Source organism: Streptomyces sparsogenes, from assembly GCF_001704635.1.
GTDB lineage: Bacteria > Actinomycetota > Actinomycetes > Streptomycetales > Streptomycetaceae > Streptomyces > Streptomyces sparsogenes.
Genome location: NZ_MAXF01000041.1, coordinates 52325 through 75557, shown reverse-complemented (window position 1 = coordinate 75557; position 23233 = coordinate 52325). Strand labels below are relative to the sequence as shown.

Below are 23233 nucleotides of genomic sequence, written 5' to 3'. Positions count from 1 at the left end.
AGCTAAGTCCATTTACGTGAGGATTGAAAGATGTCGAAGACGATGGATCAGGGGCCGACCGGGCCCGAGGCGGCGACCGTACGTCAGCCGGGACTCCTGCTCACCGACCACCACTTCGACGTACCGCTCGACCATACGGCTCCCGACGGCGAGCAGATCACCGTTTACGCCCGCGAGGTGATCGCCACCGACAAAGCGGAGAAGGCGGGGGAGGAGAAGACGGGGAAGGCGCGGCGCGACGGTCTGCCCTGGCTGGTCTACCTCCAGGGCGGGCCGGGCTTCGGCGCCGACCGCCCCGTGGGCCGCTCCGGCTGGCTGGACCGCGCCCTGGAGGAGTACCGGGTGCTGCTCCTCGACCAGCGCGGCACCGGCCGCTCCACCCCCGCCAACCGCCAGACCCTCCCGCTGCGCGGCACCCCGGCCGAGCAGGCGGAGTACCTGGCGCACTTCCGCGCCGACGCCATCGTCCGCGACTGCGAGCTGATCCGGCGGCGGCTGGCCGGCGACCGGCCCTGGACCGTGCTGGGCCAGAGCTTCGGCGGCTTCTGCGCCGTGACGTACCTCTCGTACGCGCCCGAAGGGCTCGACACGGCGCTCATCGCCGGAGGTCTGCCGGCGCTGGGGTCCGATGTCCACGCCGACGCCGTCTATCGCGCCGCCTACCCCCGGATGGTGCGCAAGTCGCTCGCGCACTACGACCGTTACCCCGGGGACGTCGCCGCCGCCCGCCGCATCGCGCGCCATCTCGCCGAGCGCGAGGAGGTGCTGCCGGACGGGACCGTGCTGACCGTCGAGGCGTTCCAGCAGCTCGGCATCCTGCTGGGCACCTGCGACGGCTCCCACCGGCTGCATTACCTCCTGGAGGACGCCTTCACGCCCACCGCCGACGGGCCCCGGCTGAACGACACGTTCCGGGAGCATGTCGCCGCGGTCCTGTCCCGCGCCGACAGCCCGCTCTACACGCTGTTGCACGAGTCGATCTACGCCCAGGACGGCCGCGCCACCGACTGGTCGGCGCACCGGGTGCGGGCCGCGTTCCCGCAGTTCGACGCGGGGCGGGCGATCGCCGAGGACCGGCCGGTGTTGTTCACGGGTGAGACGGTCCACCCCTGGATGCTCCGGACCCACGCGGCGCTGCGCCCGCTGCGCGACACCGCCGAACTGCTGGCCGCCCGCACCGGCTGGGGACCGCTCTACGACGCGGAGCGGCTGGCGCGCAACACGGTGCCGGTGGCCGCCGCGATCTACCACGACGACCTGTATGTGGACGCCGGGCACTCGCTGGCCACCGCCCGGGCCATCCGGGGCCTGCGCACCTGGGTGACGGACGAATACGAACACGACGCGCTGCGGGTGGACGGCTACCGGGTGCTGGACCGGCTGCTGCGGCTGGCGCGCGACGAAACCTCGTGAACCACGTGCCGGACACCAACCACGTGTCGGACACCGCGAAAACACCTGCCGCCCACCGGGAAACACCTGCCACACACCATGAAACACCTGGTCAGGACGGTTTCCCGGCAACCACCACGACACCGGTGACGACAGCCGACCACGGACGCCGACTAGAGACTTCCCTAATTCCCATTGCCGAACGGCGCCTGGAACCCCTAGGTTGAGCGGCGACTTAATCCTGCTTAACTGGCTGCTTATAAGGCCGAGTTCCGGGGGGTACTCCACCGTGCGCAGACGTCTGCCCGGACGTTTCTCCATACGCACCGCGGCCGTCGCCGGCGGCCTGGTCCTGACGTCGGCCCTGGCGGCGACGGCGTCGGCCACCCCGGCCGAGCCGCCCCCCACCCGCCTCGCGGGGGCCCATGACGGCTCGGCGCACGCCGCCCAGCGCACCCATGAGGTCGAGTACTTCACCCGCCCCGGCGGCCACCCCCGCCACACCGAGGTGCCGGCCGCCACCCCCGACCGCCTGGCCCGCGCCCACCGCGCCCTGTCCGCGTCCGAGGCCGCCGCCGACGGCGACGTCAGCTCGGTCGTCCAGACCGGCCCGGTCGCCGACAAGCTCGACGTGGTGTTCGTGGGCGACGGCTACACGGCCGCCCAGCAGGAGGACTTCCACGCCGACGTGCGGTCCAAGTGGGAGCAGATCTCCGCCGTCGAGCCGTACGCCTCGTACAAGCAGCTGTTCAACGTCTGGGCGGTGGACGCGGTGTCCAACCAGTCCGGCGTCTCCGGCGACCCGGGCAAGGACGTCGTCCGGGACACCGCGCTCAAGTCGTACTTCTGGTGCGACGGGATCGAGCGGCTGCTGTGCGTCGACACCGACAAGGTCGAGTCGTACGCCGCCAAGGCCCCGCAGGCCGATCTGGTCGTCGTGCTCTCCAACTCCACCAAGTACGGCGGCGCGGGCTACACCCTCACCTCCCAGGTCGGCTACGACGGCATCGCCACCGCCTCCTCCGACAACGCCGACTCCGACCAGGTCGCCGTGCACGAGACCGGCCACTCCCTCGGCAAGCTGGCCGACGAGTACTTCTACGCCGAGTACGGCACCTACACCGGTGCCGAGCCCAGCGAGTCCAACGCCACCAAGCTGACGGCGGCCCAGCTGACCTCCCAGCAGAAGAAGTGGTACCGCTGGATCGGCCAGACCTCGCCCGACGGCGGCAAGGTCGGGGCGTTCGAGGGCGGCCGCTACTACCCCAAGGGCATCAACCGCCCCACCGAGAACTCGATCATGCGCACCCTCGGCCGGGAGTTCAGCCTCCCCGGCCGCGAGGCGATGATCGCGGGCTTCTACCGCCACGCCACGGTGCTCTCCAGCCCGACCGGCACGGACACCGCGGTGAAGCGCGACGCGGCCATCAAGGTCACCCTCCCGTCCTCCGCGTCGGTCACGTGGTCCGTGGACGGCAAGGAGGTGACCGCCGCGCGCGGCAAGAAGTCGGTCACCCCGGCCTCCCTCGGCGTGGCCGCCGACGGCAGGGCGCACACCGTCACCGCCACGGCCACGGACAACACCGCGGCGGTCAAGGACCCCGCCCTGCGCAAGCGGCTGACCGACTCCCGCACCTGGAAGGTCACCGCCTAGCCCGCCCGCACCGCCGCCACCCCCCAGCTGCCGCCCCGTGGACCCCCGCCGCGGGGCGGCTTCCTTTCCCCTGTTTCCGGGGCTGCTTGTTTTCAGGGCCGTCTGCCTCCAGGGCCGCCTGTCTCCGGGGCCGTCTGCCCCCCCGGGAGTGTCCGGCGGATCAGGGCCGCCGCAGCAGGCCCCGCTCCATGGCCACCACCACCGCCCTGGTCCGGTCGTTGACGTCGAGCTTCGCGAACAGCCGCAGCAGATGGGTCTTGACCGTGGCCTCCGTGATGACGAGGCGCTTGCCGATCTCCGCGTTGGTCAGGCCGTCGGCCACCGCGTTGAGCACGTCGGTCTCGCGGGCGGTCAGCGGGTCCTGCACCGGGCGGCGCATGCGCGCGATCAGCTTCTCGGCCACCCGGGGCGCGAGGACGGTCTCGCCGCGCGCCGCCGAGCGGATCGCGTCGGCGAGCTGTTCCCGGGTGGTGTCCTTGAGGAGGTAGCCGATGGCGCCGGCCTCCACCCCCCGCTCGATGTCCTGGTCCGTGTCGTACGTCGTCAGGATCAGCACCCGGGTGCGCGGGTGGCGGGCGACGATCTCGGCGGTCGCCCCCACGCCGTCGAGCACCGGCATCCGCAGATCGACGAGCGCGACATCGGGGTCGTGCCGCTCGACGAGTTCCAGGGCCGCCCTGCCGTCCCCCGCCTCCCCGACGATCTCGATGCCGTCCTCCCCGGCGAGCAGGGCGACCACGCCCGCCCGCATCACGGTGTGGTCGTCCACCACGACCACCCGGACTCGTCCGCCGGTCATCCCGCCCCCTCGCTCGTCTCCAGAGGAATCTCCGGAGGAATCTCCGCAGCAGTCTCCAGAGGAATCATCGCCAGGATCCGTGTGCCGTCGCCGACCGAGCTGGTGACCGTCAGCCGGCCGCCCAGCTCCGCCAGGCGTTTCCGCATCCCGTCGAGGCCGAAGCCTGCCGACTCCTCCGGGTCGAAACCGGTGCCGTCGTCGGTGACCTCCAGCTCCACCCCGTACGGCCGGCGGGTCAGGTTCACCCCGACCGTGGACGCCCGCGCGTGCTTGCGGACGTTGGCCAGGGACTCCTGGGTGCAGCGCAGCAGCGCGATCCGGGTCTGCTGGTCGCACACCACCTCCGCCAGGTCGGCGGCCACCGTGAGCCCGGTGTCCTCCGCGAAGCGGTCCAGGACGCGGCGCAGCGTCCGCGCCACCGAGCCGCCCGCCGCACCGTCCTGCCGCCGTTGCGCCGAGCCCACCAGCTCCCGCGCCTCGGCCAGGTTCTCGCGGGCCGTCGACTCGATCGAGCGCAGCTGCTGGGCGCTGCGCGCCGGATCGGAGGCGAGCTGGGCCCGGGCCGCCTCCGCGAGCACGACGATCGACGCGAACCCCTGCGCGAGGGTGTCGTGGATGTCTCGCGCCATCCGCTCCCGCTCGTCCGCCGCGCCCTGCCGCTGGTGTGCCTCGGACAGCTCGGCCTGGGTCCGTTCCAACTCGACGATCAGCCGGGCCCGTTCGGCGCTCTGGGCGACCACCGAGTGGGCCCACAGGCCGATCAGGACGCCCACGGCCACGACGATCAGGGTGGACACCAGGGTCTCGCTGAAGAACTCCAGGGACCAGCCCTGCCGGGAAATGCTCCCCGCCAGCGTCGCGGCGGTGGCGAGCCCCAGGAACCCCATGGAGGCCCTGGGGGTCCGCCCGAACATCCAGTAGTGCGGCAGCGTCACCATGAACAGCGCCGCGTAGCTGCTGCGCAGATACGCGAGCCCGCCGAGCGCGAGCACCAGCACGGACAGATAGACGTGCGGCCGTACGACGGGGTTGCCGGGGAAGCGGTCCAGCAGCGCGTAGCACAGCACCACGCAGCCGAGCAGCGCCAGCGCCCCGTACCTGCTCCCGCCGGGCTGGTCCATCGCGGCGAGCCCGACGGCCATCGCGGCGAACAGCACCCAGCACACCGCGTTCCAGCGGCGCAGCGACGCGGCCCAGAAGGCGTCGGCGGAGGGCCCGGCAAGAGCAGTCATACCGATCAACGTACGTCGACCACCGGCTGCCCGTGAGCCGCCTGGTCCGGCACGGCCGCGGGACGCCGCCCCGGCCGCGACGGCCACCAGGTGGCCTCGCCGAGCAGCAGCAGGGCCGCGGGCAGGACCATGACGCGGACGACGAAGGCGTCGAGCAGCACGGCCGCCGCCAGGACGAAACCGATCTGCTTCATCTCGATGATGTGCAGGAAGACGAAGCTCACGAAGACGGTCGTCATCACGACCGCGGCGCTGGTGACCACGCTCGCCGAGGTGCGGAGCCCGTCCAGCACCGCCTGCCGCGTGGGGACACCGGCGAGCGCGGCCTCCCTGATCCGGCTGACCACGAACACCTGGTAGTCCATGGAGAGCCCGAAGAGGATCACGAAGAGGAAGAGCGGGACCCGCGATCCGATCGAGCCGGTGGAGTGGAAGTCCAGCAGCCCCTCGGCCCAGTTGCCCTGGAAGACGAGCACGAGCAGCCCGAGCGCGGCCGCGGCCGACAGCAGGTTCAGGACGACACCGACCAGGCCGAGCACGACGGAGCGGAAGGCGTACACGGTCATCACGAACGTCACCAGCAGCAACGCCCCGATCACCAGCGGCAGTTTGGAGTTCTGGTGGGCGGGATAGTCCGCGTAGCGGGCGACGTCGCCGCTGACGCCGTACTCCGCGCCCTCGATCCGGCCGACGGTGGCGGGCAGGTAGTCGTGGCGCAGATGGTCGAGGGAGTCCCCGGCCTGGGGGGAGTTGCCGAGGTACGGCACCTTCAGCCGCAGGACGCTGATCCGGTGGTCGGCCGAGGTGTCGATCCGCGAGCCGTCGGCGAACAGCGGATCGCGGTCGGCCAGCCCGGCGAGCCTGCGCAGCGCCCCGGTGACCTCCTCGGTGCGCGAGGCGTCGGCGCGTACGACCACGTCGTGGGTGACCCTCCGCTCGGGGAACGCGTCGTTGAGTCGGTCGTACACCCGCATGGCGGGGATGGCGCGGGAGTGGGTGTCCCGGCTCATCTCGGTGATCTTCAGCTGGCCCAGCGGAACGGCGAGCGCGAGCAGGGTGAGCACCGAGACGCAGAGCGTGGCGAGCGGGTACCGGGCGGCGGGACGCAGCAGCGCCGCCCAGATCCGGCCACCGCCCTCGCCGCGCGTCCGCCGGGCCGGCTTGCCGCGCTCCGCCCGGCGCAGCGCCTTGCGCTCCGCCCGCTTCCCGAGCACGACCAGCAGCGCGGGCAGCGCGGTCAGGGAGCTGGCCACGGCGACCAGGACGACCACGATGGTGCCGGTGGCCAGCGAGGAGAAGATCACGTCGGAGGCCAGATACAACGTCGCCGTGGAGGCCACGACCGCGAGACCCGACACCACCACCGCACGGCCCGAGGTGGCCGCCGCCAGCTCCACCAGCGCCTCGCTGCTCAGCCGGCCGCCGGCGCGGGCCCGCTCCTCGCGCTCCCGCTTGAGGTAGAAGAGGGTGTAGTCGACGCCGACCGCGAGGCCGATCATCAGGATCACGTTGGTGCCCACCCCGACGTCGGGGGACACGTGCGAGACCACCATCGACAGACCGATCGCCGCCGCGATCGACGACAGGGCGAGCAGCAGCGGCACGGTGGCCATGACGACCGAGCCGAAGGCGATCAGCAGCGTGATCAGGGTGACCGGAAGCGTGATCTTCTCGGACAGCGCCAGGTCGTCATTGCGCTGCTGGTCGACCCCCTTGCTGGTGGAGGGGGATCCGGTCTCCTCGAGCAGCAGCCGGGGGTGGGACTTCTGCACGGCCTCGGTCTGCGCGACCAGCGCGTCGACCTTGGCGTCCGCGTCCAGCTCCTCACCCTTGACGGCCACCTCGACCATGAGGATCCGGCCGTCGCCGGACCACAGCGGCGCGGCCACCTCCGCGACCTCGGGCAGTTGCTTCATCCGCGCCGTGAGGTCCCGCGCGGCCGCCTCGGCGGCCCGCTTGCCGGCCTGGCCGTCGAGGGCGCCGCCGGGGCGGGCGGAGATCAGCACCTGCTCGGTGGGGCGGCGCTCCAGATGCCCCTCGGCCGCCATGGCCTCCGCCCGGCCCGCCTCGCCGACCCGGTAGTCGGCCGTCGTGGCGCTGTTGGTGCCGACGGCTCCGCCGACGACCAGGCACAGCGCCACGAACACAAGCCATCCGACGACCGCCCGCCAGGGATGCCGCGCGCTCCAGCGAGCGGCGCGCACAGTGAGTGAATTCATGCCCGAAAGCCTTGTTGACCAGGGCGGTTGGCGGACAGAGGCGTCAGGTTGAACCTGCCGTCCACCGATCGGTGGACCGGAGGGCTGGGGGAATCCCCCGCCCTCCCCTGAGGCTGCCCCCAGGAGACACCCCCTGGCCTAGGAGGTCAACTCCCGCTCCAGCGGCGTACGGAACCGGGGCGTGACCCGGACCTCCCCCAGCCACCCGCTCAGCCGCGCCGCCTCCGCCGCCACGGCGGCCGCCGCCTCCCGGCCCACATCGGTCAGCGCCCGCCAGACCACCTCGCCGTCCGCCCGCTGGGCCCAGCCGCCGACGACGCGGCCGTTCCACCACACCGTGGGGCCGATGTTGCCGCTGCGGTCGAAGAGCGGCTTCACATGGTCCGGGTCGAGGTACCAGCCGCGGGACTGCCAGCCCATGGCGGTCGGGTCCAGGGCGGGCAGCAGCGCGGCCCAGGGCTCGTCCTCCCCGGCCGGCCCGCCGTCGCCGGGCACGTCCCCGGGCACCACGTACCCCATGCCCTCCTCCAGCGCCACGCCCTCCGCCCCGACGTCGGCCAGCGCCCGCCGGGTGTCGGTCGCGGTCCACCCCGCCCACCACTTCAGGTCCGCCTCGGTCGCGGGCCCGTACGCCGCCAGCCAGCGGCGGGCCAGCTCGGCCTTCGCCTCCCGGACGGGCAGGTCGGGGAGCGCCGGGGCCGGCGCCCACGGGTAGAGGCTGCTGGTCCACGAGCCGCGCGGGCGGCAGCGGCGCAGATGGCCGTCGGAGGCGAGCAGCCGCAGCAGCCGGCTGCCGACGGTCTGCCGCGCCGCGTACGACTTGCCGGGGGCCATCACGATCCGCTCACGCAGCGCGGGCACGTCCTCGGCCACCTCGGCGGTCGTCGCCTCCCCCCGCGCGGCCACCGCCGCCAGCACGGCCTTCTCCACCTCGGCCAGCCGCGCCTCGTCCCAGTGCTCCTCGGCGCGCTCCCGCAGATGCTTCAGCAGCGTGGCCCGCTCCCGGGCCGCGATCGCCCGCGCGGTGGAGGACCCGACGACCGGCGCGAGCTCCGTCGTCACGGCGAAGATCGTGCGCCGCATGCTCAACAGCTTGACCAGCGACACGTCCTCGTACAGCGCCCGCTCCACCTCCCCCGCCCCCGGCTCCCGCAGCCGCGCGCACGCGGACAGATACACGGTGGCCGGATCGGTCGCGTGCAGTCCGACGACCGCGTCGGCCACCTCCTCGACGCCGGCCGCCCGCGCGGAGGGCGCGAGCAGATGCCGCCGCCCGAGGCGGGCGCGGCGCTGGGCGGGGGTGACACGGGGGAGTGACTCGCTCATGGGGCCGACCGTAGGGACCGTACCTGTCATCTTCTGGCAGGTACGGTTCGCGGGGCGCGGCACGGTCGGGTGCTCATCTTGCTGTTCCAGCCTTGTCACTCTGGGGGTGGCACCCCGAGGTCGCGGCGCATGGCGGTCCTCATGGCCCGGATCAGGTCCCAGATCTCCCTTTGAGCCCGGGCCGCGGTGGCCATGGTTTCCCCTTCCTGAGGCTCTCCTCGCTCCAGACGTTTGATCTGGCCATAGACCCTGTTCAGAGCCAGATTGACCGCACGCGCACACGCGAGCACTTCGTCCGGGGCGATCATCTGCGCTTCGGAGTACCGATCGCGGTGAGCACCCTTGGCTTCATCGAGTGCCTCCCTGTCCGCTTCCTCGACACCGCGTTCTCGCATGACATGCAGGTGACGGTTGAGCGCCGTGGTGAACTGGCGTGCGTCCCGATTGAGTTCGACGTAGCAGGTGCGTCGGCTGAGCAGGTTCTCGCGAAGCTCTTCGTGGCTGCGAACCAGTTCTATCTCCCGGCGTTTTGCCCGTTCGGAGGCGCGCTGGGTGAGGAGCGACCCCCCTAGCGTCCCGGCTACACCTGCCACGGCAACGATCACTGAACCAAGATCCACGGGTACCCCCTCGAAGCAGTGGCGCGCTTGGTCGCCTGCGGACTTCCGCGAGCGTTACGGCACGGAGAACTCAGCCCAGACCACCTTCCCTCGCAACGGCCTGGCGTGATGCCCCCAGTCCTTGCTGAGCGCCGCCACGATCGCCAATCGGGCAAGCCCAGCGTGCCGCACCGCATTTGTCACGAGTTCGCTGGCCACTACCTCGACGCATTCGGCCAGCTCGTCGTCCACGCACCAGGTGTCCAGGACGTCGCGGACGTGGCGTCGGGCGGTGCCCGCTGCTTTGGGCGCGTGAGGGAGAGGCATGCGGCTGATGTGAAGTCCAGGATCATTTGTGGCGGGCATGTCTCAGCAGGACCTCGGCAAGGCGCTGTACTGCTCCGGCGCGCTTGTCGGCTACATCGAGGCGGCGAAGCGGTATCCGACGCTGGAGTTCGCGGAGCGCTGCGACGACGTGTTCGGGACGGGTGGGTTCTTCGTGCGGATGTGGCCGCTGGTGAGCCGGTTCGTGTTGCCGCACGCGTTCCGTCACATGGTCGACTTCGAGGCGGGTGCTACGGCGATCCGCACGTATCAGGCGCAGGCGTTGTACGGCTTGGTGCAGACGGAAGACTTCGCCCGCGCCATGCTCGCGCCGGGCCGCCACGAGGACTTGGATGCTGCCCTCGCGGCTCGGATGGAGCGCCAGAGCATTCTTCAAGGGGCAAGCGCGCCGGATGTCTGGGTAGTGATCGATGAGGCCGCGCTTCGTCGCCGTCCGGTCGGTGGGGAAGTGATGTGCGTCCAACTTCAGCGCTTGTTGGACTACCGGTACGACCCCAAGATGGTTGTTCAAGTCCTTCCGTTCAGCGCGGGAATCCCAGTATCGATGGACGGCTCTTTCACCCTCCTGGCCATGGACGAGGGCGCGGACTTGGTCTACAGCGAAGGCGTGGGGACCGCCCAAGTGCTGGCACATCCGGACGAGTTCAAGAAAGCGTGCTTCCGTTACGATCTTCTGCGGGCCGCCGCGCTCTCGCCGGAGGACTCGTGTGAGCTGATCGCCTCACTCATGGAGGAGCTATGGGCACCGCGTGGCGTAAGTCCAGCTACAGCAGCAGTCAGGGTGGCGAGTGCGTCGAGTGTGCTGCACTCGGTCGGGGGATAGCCGTCCGCGATTCCAAGAACCCCGACGGCCCCCGCCTCCGCTTCACCGCCACGGCCTGGCACGCCTTCCTCGATTACGCCACATCTATGCCGCCAACTGCTGTTCCCTCGCCGAATGGAACCGGGGCGTGACCCGGATCTCCCTCAGTCAGGGCGCCCAGTCACGCCCCTCCGTCTCCATGACCCCGCCGCCTCCCGGCCGACTAGCCGAACGCGCGTTCCTGAGTCGCTAGGGTGTTGGGGTGCTCCAGATACCCGAGGCTTTTGCGCGAGGGACAGTAGCTCGGGAGGGTGGCCGCGGCCGTGACTGGATAGCGGCTTTGCCCGGCCTGGTCGATGAGTTTCTTCAGCGTTGGGATTGCACACCAACAGGCGAGATATTGCATGGGCAGGTCGGGATCGTCGTTCCCGTACGCTGCAGCGATGGATCATTGGCTGTTCTGAAGCTCTCGTTTCCGCACCCCGGCAATGTCCATGAGCCGGACGCCTTCGCCGTCTGGGGTGGGCGAGGGGCAGTAGCACTGTACGAGCGCGATGACACATGCTTCGCCATGCTCTTGGAACGGGCCGGACGTGGCACGCTGGCCGATGTCGCCGACGTTGACGAGGCTGTCGCGATCGCCGGCCGACTCGCACATCGTCTGGCCGTTCCCGCCCCGACCGGTCTGCCCAGGCTGCGGGATCAGGTGGGGCAATGGGAGGAAGATCTTCGAAAGGATGCCGCACATCTAGCCGACTCCTTGCACCGGCGCGAGGTCGAAGCCGCTCTCCTGACCCTCCGGGAGCTGGGTTCTGAGCAGCCGGACACACTTGTTCACGGCGACCTGCACTACGGCAACGTGCTGCGTGCGGAACGGGAACCTTGGCTGGCCATCGACCCGAAGGGGTATGTCGGCGATGTGGCCTACGACGCCATCACCCTGCTCCGTAATCGCCACGAAGAACTGCTCGATGCAGCAGACTTGAAGTCTGCTCTGCTGCATCGCCTCGCCATCTTCGCCAATGCCGCCGGTACTGATCCGGACCGAGCCCGCCGCTGGGCCCAGGCTCGCGCCGTGACAGCTTCCTTGCGAGGGCGGCGCTTGGGCGATCCCGACTGGGTCATCCAGGTCAATGACCGGATCGCGGAACTGCTGAGCTGAGTCGTTCTCAGCTGGTTGAGAGGCCCCCGGCCAGGCTCGTCCATTGATCGCCCTTGGGGTGAGGCAAGATGAGGCCATGGGTAGCTTCGGGGGAAGTGGCCGGCTCCTGGCCGGGCGTTATCAGCTGGTGTCACGGCTGGGGCGCGGCGGCATGGGGACGGTGTGGCGGGCCGTGGACACCTTGCTGGGCCGGGATGTGGCGGTCAAGGAGCTGCACCACGACGAGGGGCTTGACGGGATGTCGGCCCTGGACGTCCAGGTGCAGCACGAGCGCACCCTGCGCGAGGCCCGTACGGTGGCGCAGATCAAGCATCCGAACGTGATCGTCCTGCATGACGTGGTGGAGGAGGACGACCGCCCCTGGATCGTCATGGAGCTGGTCGACGGCTGCTCGCTCGCCGACCGGCTGGCCGCCGAGGGGCCCGTCGGGCCGCGTGAGGCGGCGCGGATCGGGGTCGCGCTGGTGGACGCGTTGAAGGTGGCGCATGCGCGCGGGGTGCTGCACCGGGATCTGAAGCCGGCCAATGTGCTGATGGAGTCGGGCACCGGGCGGGTGGTGCTGACGGACTTCGGGATCGCCCAGGTGGCGGGCAGTACGACGATCACGGAGACGGGGACGTTCGTCGGCTCGCCCGAATACACCGCGCCCGAGCGGATGTCGGGGCGCCGCACGGGCCCGGAGTCGGACCTGTGGTCGCTGGGTGTGCTGCTGTGCACGCTGGTCAGCGGCGAATCGCCGTTCCGCCGCGACTCGTTGGGCGGGGTGCTGCACGCGGTGGTGTTCGACGAGATACGGCCGCCCGAGGCCGCCGGGGTGCTGGGGCCGGTGATCGAGGGGCTGCTGCGGCGCGATCCCGACCTGCGGCTGACCGGGGACGAGGCGGCGCGGATGCTGCGGAGGTGCCTGGAGCCGGGGGACACCCCCGAGATCCCCCTGGAGTACACGCCGACGCAGCCCGCCGTGCAGGCGCGGGGCACGGACAGCCCCGGCCCGGGCGGGCACGGGCCGGGGCGGGGTCCGGGGCAGGGTCCTGGGCATGGGGCCGGGCCGGGCGGCGCCGCCGGGGCCGGCCCGGGCGGGCCCGGTGCGGGCGGGGCCGCTCCGCCGGGAGCGGCCACCCCCGCCACGCCCGTCGGCCCCGCCACGCCCGTCGCACCCGCCACCCTGGCCACCCCCGCACCGCGCGGCCGGGGTCCGCGTCGCCGTACCGCGCTGGTGGCGGCCGTCGCCGTGGTGACGCTGGCCGGCCTCGGGGCCGGGATCGCGGCGCTGGCGTTCGACCGGGACGGGGACGACACCGCGAGCGACGGCGGGAGCCGGGACAAGCCCACCGCCACGGCCACCGCCTCGAAAACCCCGGGCGAGAAGCCGTCGAAGCCCTCGCCGTCGGGCAAGTCGTCGGCCCCGCCCTCCAAGTCCGCCGTCCCGGCCGGCTACGAGCTGGTCGACGACCCGTTCGGCTTCTCGATCGCCGTCCCCGAGGGCTACTCCCGCGTGGTCAAGGGCCCGCGCGTCTACTACAACTCGCCGGGCATGGAGTTCCGGATCGGGATCCACGTCCAGGAGCAGGACCCCAAGGGCCCGCTGCGGCTGAGCCGGGAGGCGGACGCCAGGGGGCCGCAGGACTACCCGGGCTACCGCAGCGGCCAGGTCATCGAGACCCAGCGCGACGGGCTGCCCGCCGCGCTGTGGGCGTTCATCTGGAACGGCTCGGCCGACGACGGCGGATCGCGTCAGACGTACGACCTGACCTGGGACGAGGCGGGCAGGATGTACGACGTGTGGGTGTCCGCGCCGGTCGGGAAGAAATCCGAGGGAAAGCAGCACTTCGACAGGGCTGTCGACAGTTTCTCCCGGCCCGCCGACCAGAACTGAACAGCACCGCAACGGCTTTGTCACGAGCGTCCCCGCCGCCCCGGAGCCGGTGGCGGGCCGTGTACCGGACCAGGTAATCATGGACCCATGAAGAACGACGGGGGACGGGCGGACGAGCCCACGAGCTATGAGCTGCAGCCGCCGCAAGCCCGGACGTCGCAGGTCCCGGCCGCGCAGGTCCCGGCCGCGCCGGTGCCGACCGCACCGGTGCCGCCCCAGGGCCCCCCTCGCGCGTCGGCTCAGGAGCCGCGTCGGGCGGACCCCCAGGGCCGGCCGCACCTCCCGTACGAGCCGACGCAGCTGGACGGCCGGGCCGCCGCCGGCCGGCCTCCTGCCGGGCCTCCCGACTCAGGCCGGCCGGCCTCCGGCCAGGCAGCCTCCGAACCCCCGGCCTCCGAACCCCCGGCCTCCGAACCCCCGGCCTCCGACCCCCCAGCCCCCAGCCAGGCCGCCCCCGGCCAGGACGGCCCCGACCCCCGCACGTCACCGCCCGCGCCCGCCGCAGCCGCCGACCCCGACGTCGACCGCGTCGTCGGCGGCCGCTACCGCCTCGTCTCCCGGCTGGGCCACGGCGGCATGGGCACGGTCTGGAAGGCGCACGACCAGGTCGTCGACCGCGATGTCGCGGTCAAGGAGCCGCGCGTGCCCGACACCCTGCCGGAGAGCGAGCGGCAGAAGGTGTACCAGCGGATGCAGCGCGAGGCGCGCGCCGCAGCCCGTATCGACCACCCCTCCGTGGTGTCCGTGTACGACGTGGTCGTCGAGGACGGCCGGCCCTGGCTGGTGATGGAGCTGGTGCGCGGCGACACGCTCGCCGACCGGCTGGCCGAGGGCACGCTGGACCCGCGCGAGGCGGCCCGGATCGGCGTCGCGGTGCTGGGCGCGCTGACGGCCGCGCATGAGGCCGGGGTGCTGCACCGCGACGTCAAGCCGGACAACGTCCTGCTGGGCCGGAACGACCGCGTGGTGCTGACCGACTTCGGCATCGCGCAGGTGGAGGGCGAGCAGGGGCTGACGGACACCGGCGCGTTCGTCGGCTCACCCGAATTCATCGCGCCCGAGCGGGTGCTGGGCCAGCGGCCCGGGCCCGAGTCGGACCTGTGGTCGCTGGGCGTGGTGCTGTACGCGGCGGTCGAGGGCATGTCGCCGTTCCGCCGCTCGCACGCCCCCGCGACCCTGCAGGCCATCCTGTCGGCCGAGCCGCAGACCCCCGCGCGCGGCTCGGGCGCGCTCGGCACGCTCATCATGCAACTGCTGCGCAAGGACCCGGCGGCCCGGCCCACGGTGGCCGAGGCGCGGCAGACGCTGGAGTCGGTGGTGCGACCCCCGCAGCCGATCCCGACGGTGCTCGCGGCCAACCCGTACGCCCAGGCCCAGGGCGCGGGCGGGGGCGAACAGCAGAGCGCGGGCAGCCGCTTCGTACCGCCGGTCCTGCACAAGAACCGCAAGGCGCAGTGGGGTCTTGGCGGGGTGGTGCTGGCGGTGGCCGCCGTGCTCGTGCTGGTGCTGATGAAGCCGTTCGCGAGCGAGGGCAGCGGCATTCCGGACGGGTGGACGGTACGGGACGAGCGCGAGGTGGTCGCGGCGTCGCTGGCCGTCCCCGAGGACTACAAGCGGGTGCTGGAGGACAGCGACAAGGACAACCAGGCCGTCACCTTCAAGGACCCCAGCGGCGTCTACACCATCCATCTGCTCCGGGCCGTCAAGGACGGCGAGGGGGACGTCACCGGACTCAAGGACGCGGTCCGGCAGACGATCGCGGTCTACAAGGACAGCCGCCAGGCCCACTACGCGGACGCCGAGAGCACGCAGGCGGAATCCTCCCAGCAGGGCCAGCCGGCGGCGGATGTGAACACCACCTACCGCCCCTTCGGCAGCAGCAGCGACGACTACATCCCCTACCTCGATCGCAACCACATCTATGTCGACTCCGACAAGACGCGCTGGCAGCTGGTCGTGACCATGCCCGCCGAGGGGGAGGCCCGTAAGACCGGCGACAAGCTCTACGAAGAGGTCGTCAAGCACCTGGAGATCCAGGACCTGAAGAAGGCCGCCCCCTGAGGCGACCCGCACGCCATCGCGCCAGCGTCCGCTGGCGCGATTGTGTGTGAGCCGTGAAAGCGGGTTACCGACGGGTACCCAAACCGGCCGGGCGCGCCTACGCTCGCCCCCATGACGGAGTCGCAGGACAGCGCACAGGCACCGCAGGGCAAGGCCGAGGCGCCGCAGGGCAAGGCCCACGCCCCCGCCGACGGCAACCCGGTCGCCCCCGCCGGCGCCCGCACCGCCGCCCACGTCGCCACCCCCGAGCTGGTCGCCCGGCTGGCGCGCGGCGTGGTGGGCAGCGGCAGCACCACCAGCCACACGCCCTTCACCGGGGAGGTCCTGGCCGAGCTGCCCGGGTCCACCCCCGAGGACGTCGCCGAGGCGTACGAGCGCGCCCGCGCGGCCCAGCGGGCGTGGGCCCGTACGCCCGTGCGCCGGCGCGCGGCCGTGCTGCTGCGCTTCCACGACCTGATCATGCGCCGCCAGTCCGAGGTGCTTGACCTGATCCAGGTGGAGACGGGCAAGACCCGGCTGCACGCCCACGAGGAGGTGCAGGAGGTCTCCCTCACCGCCCGCCACTACGGGCGCAAGGCCCCCGCCTACCTCGGCGCGCGCCGCCACACCGGCGCCGTGCCCGTGCTGACCAAGGTCACCGAGCTGCGCCAGCCCAAGGGCGTCGTCGGCCTGATCTCCCCCTGGAACTACCCGCTGTCCCTGTCCGTCGGCGACTCGCTGCCCGCCTTCGTCGCGGGCAACGCCGTCGTGATGAAGCCGGACACCGAGACCGCGCTGACCGCCCTGTGGGCCCGCGAGCTGCTGATCGAGGCCGGGCTGCCCGAGGGCGTGTGGCAGATCGTCCTGGGCGAGGGGCCGGTCGTCGGCCCCGCCGTCGTCCAGCACGCCGACTACGTGTCCTTCACCGGCTCCACCCGCACCGGCCGCGAGGTCGCCCAGCGCGCGGCGGCCCGGCTCATCGGCTGCTCCCTCGAACTCGGCGGCAAGAACGCCATGCTGGTCCTCCGGGACGCCGACCTCGACAAGGCCGCCGAGGGCTCGGTGCGGGCCTGCTTCTCCTCGGCCGGGCAGCTGTGCGAGTCCATCGAGCGCCTCTACGTCCACGAGTCGATCGCCGACGCCTTTCTGGAGCGGTTCGTCGCCCGCACCAAGGCCATGCGCCTGGGCACGGCCCTCGCCTACGGGGCCGAGATGGGCTCCCTCGCGGGCGAGCGCCAGCTCCGGACCGTCGTACGCCATGTCGACGAGGCCCGGGAGAAGGGCGCGACGGTGCTCACCGGCGGACGTGCCCGCCCCGACATCGGCCCGTACTTCTACGAGCCGACCATCCTCGACGGGGTCGAGCCGCCCATGGCGGTGTGCGCCGAGGAGACCTTCGGACCGGTCGTCTCCGTCTACCGCTTCACCGACGAGGACGACGCGATCGAGCGCGCCAACGCCACCCCGTACGGCCTCAACGCCAGCGTCTGGACCAAGGACGGCCGGCGCGGCCGCGCGGTCGCCGCCCGGCTGCGGGCCGGCACCGTCAACGTCAACGAGGGCTACGGCGCGGCGTACGGCAGCGTCCGCGCGCCGCTGGGCGGGATGGGCGACTCAGGGCTGGGGCGCCGCCACGGCGTGGAGGGGATCCTCAAGTTCACCGAGGCCCAGACGGTCGCGCACCAGCGGCTGCTGCCGCTCGGCCCGGCCTTCGGGATGACGGACGAGAAGTACGCGGCGTTCATGACCCGCAGCCTGCGCGCGATGAAGGCGCTGGGCCTGCGCTGACGGCGCGCGGCGACGGGACAGGAGGTACTGCTGTGGACGATGCCCACAACCGCGAGGCCCACAACCGCGAGGCCCACGACGGCGAGACCCACGACGGCGAGGCCCACGACGGCGACGCCTACGACTACGACGTCCTCGTCGTCGGCTCGGGCTTCGGCGGCTCGGTGACGGCGCTGCGCCTGACCGAGAAGGGCTACCGCGTCGGGGTGCTGGAGGCGGGCCGCCGCTTCACCCGCGAGACCCTGCCGAAGAACTCCTGGCACCTGCGCGACTACCTGTGGGCCCCGGCCCTCGGCTGCTACGGCATCCAGCGCATCCACGTCCTGGGCAAGGTGATGGTGCTGGCGGGCGCCGGGGTCGGGGGCGGCTCCCTCAACTACGCCAACACCCTCTACGTACCGCCCGAGCCCTTCTTCCGCGACCCGCAGTGGGGCGCCATCACCGACTGGCGGGCGGAGCTGGCGCCCTACTACGACCAGGCACGGCGGATGCTCGGGGCGCGCCTGAACAAGACCATGACGCCGTCCGACGAACACCTGAAGGCCGCCGCCGAGCGGATGGGGGTGGGCGAGACCTTCCACATGGCGCCGGTGGGCGTGTTCTTCGGGGACGGCGACGACGCCGACGGGACGGCCACGGCGGCGCCGGGGGAGCGCGTCCCCGACCCGTACTTCGGCGGCGCGGGCCCCTCCCGCCGGGCCTGCACCGAGTGCGGCGAGTGCATGACCGGCTGCCGCCACGGCGCGAAGAACACCCTCAACGAGAACTACCTCCACCTCGCCGAGCGGGCCGGGGCCGTCGTCCACCCCATGACCACGGTCGTGGCCGTCGGCGAGGACCGGCGCGGCGGCGGCTACCGGGTCACCACCGTCCCCACCGACCGGCGCCGCAAGGCCCGGCCGCGCGTGCTGCGCGCCCGCCAGGTCGTGCTGGCCGCCGGGACGTACGGCACCCAGTCCCTGCTGCACACCATGCGGGACAAGGGCCTGCTGCCGAGGATCTCCGACCGGCTCGGCATGCTGACCCGGACCAACTCCGAGGCCCTGGTGGGCGCCCAGACCACGGACCGCCGCTACCGCAAGGTCCGGCCGGGGCGGCGGCGGGCCGACTTCACGCGCGGGGTGGCGATCACCTCGTCCATCCACCCCGACGACACCACCCACATCGAGCCCGTCCGCTACGGCAGGGGCTCCAACGCGATGGGGCTGCTGTCCGTCCTCCAGATCCCCGAGGGCGGCCGGCTGCCGCGCTGGCTGCGGTTCCTCGCGAACAACCTGCGGCACCCCACCCTCGCGGCGCGCTCGATGTCCACCCGCCGCTGGTCCGAGCGCACCATCATCGGCCTGGTCATGCAGACCCACGACAACTCGCTCACCACCTACCGCAAGCCCAAGGGGGTCGGGAAGGGCCTGCTGACCGCCCGGCAGGGCCACGGCGAGCCCAACCCCGACCACATCCCCGAGGGCGCGGAGGCCGCCCGCCACCTCGCCGAGTCCATCAACGGCTTCCCCGGCAGCAACGTCGGCGAGCTGATGGGCACCCCGCTCACCGCCCACTTCCTCGGCGGCTGCCCGATCGGCCCGGACCCCGCGCACGGCGTCATCGACCCGTACCACCGGCTGTACGGCCACCCGGGCATCCATGTCGTCGACGGCGCGGCGGTCTCCGCGAACCTGGGCGTCAACCCGTCCCTGACCATCACGGCCCAGGCCGAGCGCGCCATGTCCCTGTGGCCCAACAAGGGCGAACCGGACCCCCGCCCACCCCAGACCGCCCCCTACAAACGCCTCCCCCCGGTCCCACCCCACACCCCGGCCGTCCCCGCCCACGCCTTCGGCGCCCTGAAACTCCCCCTGCTGCCGGTCCCCGAGGTCCCCCCGGCCGCCGGCCACTGAGCGGGGCTTTGACTGGCCGGATTCCGTCGGCGCACGACTGGATTCAGAGACCTCTGTGCCAATATGGCCGCAAGGGGGGCAGGTCAGGACAATAGTGGTCACCGTCTCGGCCTGTGCTCGGGGAGCGAATCTCCAGACACGGGGGTGTCATGACCTGGCACGAGTGGGAGCAACTCAAGAAGACGGCGGCCGAGAGGGTCCGGCTCGACTCCGCCGGTTCCGGGGGAGGAGTACCCGAAGACGGAATCGTGGTGCATCGGGACGACCTGGGGGCCGTCGGGTCCGAAGCGTTTCGGCTGCACACCGAGTTAAAAGCCAAGGCCGACTTGGCCGGCATGGGGACCGACAAACACGGGGACAGCTCCACCGCGCAGGCGGCAGCCGCCCTGAAAAGGAACGGCTTTGCCTTGGCTGGTGCGTTGGACAAGACGCTGAAGACGTGGTCGATCCAGGTCAGGACGGTTCTGCAGGCCTGCGCCAATATTTCCAATCACCTGGATTACAGCCAGAAGCTCTTTGACCAGGAGGATGCGAAGATCGCCGCCGATCTGCGACTTCGGGTTCCATCGAGGTTCAGGAGCGAACAGCGTCTACGCCCTTGTGTCCCCCGAGGGTTCGGTTTGCCACGTCTGGCTACAGAGCTAGCGGGGGTGGCTGCGGTGACCACGGTCGCCGCGCCGCGGCGCAAGCCCGGCAAAAGCCTTTGTGGGCCGGACCGATGCCTCCCTAGGATCGGCCCGCATGGGGCGCACCATCATCGTCGGTGACATCCACGGCTGCTTCGACGAGCTGCTCGAACTGCTGGAGAAGGTCGGCATCCGCCCGGACGATCTGCTCGTCAGTGTCGGTGACCTGGTCGACCGGGGGCCGGCGCCCGGTGAGGTGGTCGGGTTTTTCCGTGAGCGCCCGAACTCGGTCGTGGTCATGGGCAACCACGAGCGGAAGCATGTGCGGGGGATCTTCTCCTACGCGGCAGGAGATCACGCGCTTGCAGCTCGGCGACCGCTACGCGGAAACGGTCGACTGGATGCGGACGCTGCCGTACTCCTTCGAGAACGAGCAGCTCCGCGTGGTCCATGCCGCGATGCTGTCGGGAATTCCGCCGGCGGAGCAGCGGGAGGAAATCCTGTGCGGCTCCACCAGGGGTGAGCGAGAGCTCGCGGCGCTGTTCCCGGACGGTTATTGGTATGACCACTACACCGATGCGAAGCCGGTCGTGTTCGGACACCACGTGACCGGCCCGGAGCCGATGATCCGCGACGGCAGGATTTTCGGCCTCGACACCGGTGCCTGCCACGGTGGGAATCTGACCGCGCTGTGTGTCCCGGGGTTCACGGTCCATTCGGTGAAGGCGCGTGCGGACCACTGGTCGACCACCAAGCGCGCGTGGCAGTTGCCCGTCCTCAAGTCCAAGCCCTGGCACGATGTCACCTGGGCCGAGCTGGAGCAGGCGATCGTACGGTTCTCCTCGGCGGATGACGCGGCCGTGAACCGCTGGCTGGTGGCGCTCCAGGCGTGGGCCGGGGAGCTGCGGTCGGCGTTCCCCGCTCTGCTCGCGGCGGCGCATCGCGCCGCCGATGGGCTCGGCGCGGAGGAGCTGCGCGGACATCCCGCCGCTCAGTGCCTTTTCCAGGCCCGTAACGGCCGGCTCGACCCGGCCGGCCTGGCCAGGCAGTGCTCGACACCCCGCAGAACGGTCGACCTGGCAGCCGCGTTCGGGCTGGTCCTGCCGGAGCTGCCCGACTGAATTGCCGGGGGCTACCGGTCGGCGGTGCGTGGTGGCACCACCCATTGGGCGGGCTGTCCGGTAATGGACGCGATCATGTCGAAGTCGCCGTCGTAGTGGAGCACGGTCGCACGGTGACGTTCGGCGGTGGCGGCGATGAGGAGATCGGCCATGGAGAGGGCACGGTGAAAACCGCGCTCGAACGCGATCCCCTGAATTTCGAGGACGCGCTCGAACACCTCGTCGCCGCAGTACAGGAAGTTGAAACCGCGCAGCAGAAAGCGGATGCGGGCCATGTCCGGCTTGCTGCGGGCGCTGTAGACCATCTCCCACTCGACCGCCGCGCAGGTGGCCAGCACGCCCCGGTCGCTGAGATCGTCCAAGACCTGGCCGACGGAGGGGTGAGCCCAGCGTGCGAGCGCTGACTTGTCGGCGAGGTAGTCCGTCACGCAGCGCCCTGCGCAGGGCGCTGAAGCGTCCCGTCGGCATTGCGGGGGCCGGTGTTCTCGACGATCTCGCTGAGATCGAGCTCGCCACTTTTGATCGCGTTCGCGAACTCCTGGCGGAGGTGACGCTTGACGGCGTCCTCCATGGCCATGCGCACGGCCTTCGCCTTGGTCTTGGTGCCGTAAATTCGCATGGCCTCGGACACCATCTCGTCGTCGAGGTCGATGACGGTTCGCGACATGACGCCCTCCTCTCCACCAGCTGGATCGCGTAAAACGATACCGCATATGCGCCTGGATGGATATCGTTTCGCGCGAGTGTGCCACGCGCGAAAGGGGCCGCCCCGGCGGGGCGGCCCCTTCCTGTGTGGCCCGGCGGCTCAGGCCGCCGTCGTCACCGTCGAGGCGTTACGCCGCGGCGGCACCGCTGCGGCGGCGGCGCACCACGAAGACCGCGCCCGCGCCCGCGGCCATCGCGACGCCGCCGATGACGGCGATCGTGGGCAGGGCGGAGGAGGAGCCCGTCTCGGCGAGGTGGCCGGTGGGGTTGATCTTCGTGTCGCCCTGCGGCTTGGGGAGCGGCTTCTTGCCGCCCTGGGGCTCGGGCTTGGGCTCGGCCGGCGGGATGTGGCCGGGCTTGGAGCCCGCGGGGAGCACGTCGAACTCGTAGTAGTCGCCGGCCGAGAAGACGCAGTTGCCCTCCTCGTCCGCGTAGACGCCGAAGGTCAGCGCGTAGCCGAAGCCGTCGCCGAGGGCCTTGGCGGAGACACTCAGCCGCATGTCGATGGTGATCGTCTCGTGTGCGCGCACGTCGGTGTAGCCGAGGTAGCCCGCGCCCGGGTCGTTCTCGTCGGTGGAGATGGACTCCCAGGCGCCGGTGTCCGGGTCCTTGTACTGCAGGGTCAGGAACTTGCCGGTGCCGTCGGGGTGCTTGGAGTCCGCGGTGCCGGCGAAGACACCGAGGTCCACGCGCTTGAAGGCCTTGTCCGAGTCGTTCTCGACCTTGAACGTGAAGTTGTGGAACCCGCTGCCCGCCACGACCTTCGACGGCAGCCCGGAGATGGTGGTGCTGAGCTCGGGGTCCTCGTTCCACGAGCCGTCGTCGTTGCACTCGTCGCCCGGCGTCGGGTCGTCGGTGGGCTTCTCGGTCGGCGGCGTGGTCGTGGGGGTGTCGGTGCTGGGCGTGGCGGTGGGCGACTGGGTGTCGCTCGGGTTGTCGGTGGTCGGCGGCGCGGTCGGCGACTTGGTGTCCGTCGGCGTGTCGGTGGGCGACGGGTCGGCGGAGGGCGCGGTGGTCTCGGACGGCTGCTCGCTGGGCGTGACGCTGGTGCTCGGGTCGGCCGACGGCGACTCCTCCGCGAAGGCGGCGGCGGGTGCCGCGAGCAGCGCGGCAGGGACTATGGCGGCCGTCGCTGCGGCGGTCGCCAGGGCGCGGCGAAGCTTCATGAAAGACCTCTTCTGGGTCCGTGCGTGCCGTTGGGGGACCCGGCGGCGCGCAGTGGAAGGCCGTCGCGTGTGGGGCGCGGTCTGGCCGTGCGTTGCACGTACATGACCAGCCAGGTGGCTGAAAGGTTGCTCCCCTGATTGCTCACAGAATGGTCACAGAAAGAACCGGCCAAGATCACAGATCCTGGTCGGGATCACAGACCCCCAGGGGGCGCGCAGTCCCCGCGAGAGGCCCAGAAGCCGCGAAGGGCCCCGGGAGCCGCCCGAGCGGGGCGGTGTCCACGGGGCCCCAGGCGGTCGGCACCGGCGTCAGGGCAGCGCCGGTGCCGAAGGGCGGCGCCGGGGGAGCGCCGCTGGCCTTCGGTGCCCGCTGGTCACACGGGTGGTGCGAACAGGGGGTGGTGCGCATCAGGGGTGGTGCCAGTGGTGCGAGGGCGCGAGTAGCGCGAGGAGAAGGGGACGCACGCCCATGTGATCGGACCCATG

At 71.5% G+C, this 23233-nt stretch carries 20 protein-coding genes and 1 pseudogene; 12 read left to right on the top strand and 9 right to left on the bottom strand.

The genetic code is table 11. The features are described 5' to 3' along the window. Positions 1-30: 30 nt before the first annotated feature. A complete protein-coding gene (locus tag BBH68_RS09970; protein ID WP_245737978.1) occupies positions 31-1413 on the top strand; it encodes an alpha/beta fold hydrolase in 1383 nt (460 codons plus the stop codon). Between the two features lie 268 nt (positions 1414-1681). Continuing rightward, positions 1682-3046, top strand: a complete 1365-nt coding sequence (locus BBH68_RS09965) for a M64 family metallopeptidase (protein ID WP_065960845.1) — start codon at positions 1682-1684, stop codon at positions 3044-3046. A gap of 160 nt (positions 3047-3206) precedes the next feature. Here BBH68_RS09965 and BBH68_RS09960 read toward each other — a convergent pair whose 3' ends face one another. The 6 genes from BBH68_RS09960 to BBH68_RS09935 all read right to left on the bottom strand — a co-directional run bounded on the left by BBH68_RS09960 (position 3207) and on the right by BBH68_RS09935 (position 9548). Then, entirely contained in the window at positions 3207-3845 is a 639-nt protein-coding gene (locus tag BBH68_RS09960) for a response regulator (RefSeq protein ID WP_065960842.1), read from the bottom strand. Continuing rightward, positions 3842-5077 (bottom strand): sensor histidine kinase, encoded by a 1236-nt coding sequence (locus tag BBH68_RS09955; protein WP_174589005.1) that lies wholly within the window; start codon positions 5075-5077, stop codon positions 3842-3844. The genes BBH68_RS09960 and BBH68_RS09955 overlap by 4 nt, the downstream gene beginning before the upstream one ends. Positions 5078-5082: 5 nt before the next feature. Further along, on the bottom strand, positions 5083-7296 hold the full coding sequence (locus tag BBH68_RS09950) for an MMPL family transporter (protein WP_065960838.1): 2214 nt from the start codon (positions 7294-7296) through the stop codon (positions 5083-5085). Between the two features lie 138 nt (positions 7297-7434). Then, complete coding sequence (locus BBH68_RS09945) at positions 7435-8622, bottom strand: winged helix DNA-binding domain-containing protein (protein ID WP_065960836.1); 1188 nt, start codon at positions 8620-8622, stop codon at positions 7435-7437. Positions 8623-8717: 95 nt separating this feature from the next. Next, the gene (locus BBH68_RS39115) at positions 8718-9242 is read right to left on the bottom strand and encodes a hypothetical protein (RefSeq protein ID WP_245737977.1); all 525 of its coding nucleotides are present in this window, start codon (positions 9240-9242) and stop codon (positions 8718-8720) included. Between the two features lie 54 nt (positions 9243-9296). After that, a complete protein-coding gene (locus tag BBH68_RS09935; RefSeq protein ID WP_065960832.1) occupies positions 9297-9548 on the bottom strand; it encodes an ATP-binding protein in 252 nt (83 codons plus the stop codon). Between the two features lie 37 nt (positions 9549-9585). On the opposite strand from BBH68_RS09935, the gene BBH68_RS09930 reads away from it, so the two are divergent. The 10 genes and pseudogenes from BBH68_RS09930 to BBH68_RS42990 all read left to right on the top strand — a co-directional run bounded on the left by BBH68_RS09930 (position 9586) and on the right by BBH68_RS42990 (position 20876). After that, the gene (locus BBH68_RS09930; RefSeq protein WP_141712978.1) at positions 9586-10389 is read left to right on the top strand and encodes a helix-turn-helix domain-containing protein; all 804 of its coding nucleotides are present in this window, start codon (positions 9586-9588) and stop codon (positions 10387-10389) included. After that, entirely contained in the window at positions 10305-10520 is a 216-nt protein-coding gene (locus tag BBH68_RS39110; RefSeq protein ID WP_076972227.1) for a DUF397 domain-containing protein, read from the top strand. The genes BBH68_RS09930 and BBH68_RS39110 overlap by 85 nt, the downstream gene beginning before the upstream one ends. Positions 10521-10630: 110 nt before the next feature. Continuing rightward, positions 10631-11530, top strand: coding sequence for an aminoglycoside phosphotransferase family protein (locus BBH68_RS39105; RefSeq protein WP_076972226.1), 900 nt, complete (start codon positions 10631-10633; stop codon positions 11528-11530). Positions 11531-11606: 76 nt separating this feature from the next. Beyond that, positions 11607-13406 carry a serine/threonine-protein kinase gene (locus BBH68_RS09915; protein WP_065960827.1) on the top strand — a complete coding sequence of 600 codons (1800 nt, stop codon included), beginning with the start codon at positions 11607-11609 and terminating at the stop codon, positions 13404-13406. 87 nt (positions 13407-13493) lie between these two features. Continuing rightward, on the top strand, positions 13494-15467 hold the full coding sequence (locus tag BBH68_RS09910; RefSeq protein ID WP_065960823.1) for a serine/threonine-protein kinase: 1974 nt from the start codon (positions 13494-13496) through the stop codon (positions 15465-15467). A 111-nt stretch (positions 15468-15578) separates the two neighbouring features. Continuing rightward, positions 15579-17234, top strand: coding sequence for a succinic semialdehyde dehydrogenase (locus tag BBH68_RS09905; protein WP_065960821.1), 1656 nt, complete (start codon positions 15579-15581; stop codon positions 17232-17234). A gap of 32 nt (positions 17235-17266) precedes the next feature. Then, entirely contained in the window at positions 17267-19129 is a 1863-nt protein-coding gene (locus tag BBH68_RS09900) for an FAD-dependent oxidoreductase (protein WP_065960818.1), read from the top strand. Between the two features lie 149 nt (positions 19130-19278). Beyond that, complete coding sequence (locus BBH68_RS09895) at positions 19279-19896, top strand: hypothetical protein (RefSeq protein ID WP_065960816.1); 618 nt, start codon at positions 19279-19281, stop codon at positions 19894-19896. Further along, positions 19871-20032: pseudogene (locus BBH68_RS44460) on the top strand (metallophosphoesterase); the annotation flags it as partial. The gene BBH68_RS09895 and the pseudogene BBH68_RS44460, both read left to right, overlap by 26 nt. Positions 20033-20117: 85 nt before the next feature. Further along, positions 20118-20876, top strand: coding sequence for a hypothetical protein (locus BBH68_RS42990; protein WP_245737985.1), 759 nt, complete (start codon positions 20118-20120; stop codon positions 20874-20876). Between the two features lie 11 nt (positions 20877-20887). Here the strand turns inward: BBH68_RS42990 and BBH68_RS09885 are convergent, their stop codons facing one another. The 3 genes from BBH68_RS09885 to BBH68_RS42545 form a co-directional block, all read right to left on the bottom strand. Continuing rightward, the gene (locus BBH68_RS09885; RefSeq protein ID WP_065960813.1) at positions 20888-21304 is read right to left on the bottom strand and encodes a PIN domain nuclease; all 417 of its coding nucleotides are present in this window, start codon (positions 21302-21304) and stop codon (positions 20888-20890) included. Continuing rightward, the gene (locus tag BBH68_RS09880) at positions 21301-21543 is read right to left on the bottom strand and encodes a type II toxin-antitoxin system VapB family antitoxin (RefSeq protein ID WP_065960811.1); all 243 of its coding nucleotides are present in this window, start codon (positions 21541-21543) and stop codon (positions 21301-21303) included. The genes BBH68_RS09885 and BBH68_RS09880 overlap by 4 nt, the downstream gene beginning before the upstream one ends. Positions 21544-21709: 166 nt before the next feature. Further along, positions 21710-22747 (bottom strand): LAETG motif-containing sortase-dependent surface protein, encoded by a 1038-nt coding sequence (locus BBH68_RS42545; protein ID WP_079150901.1) that lies wholly within the window; start codon positions 22745-22747, stop codon positions 21710-21712. Positions 22748-23233: the final 486 nt, after the last annotated feature.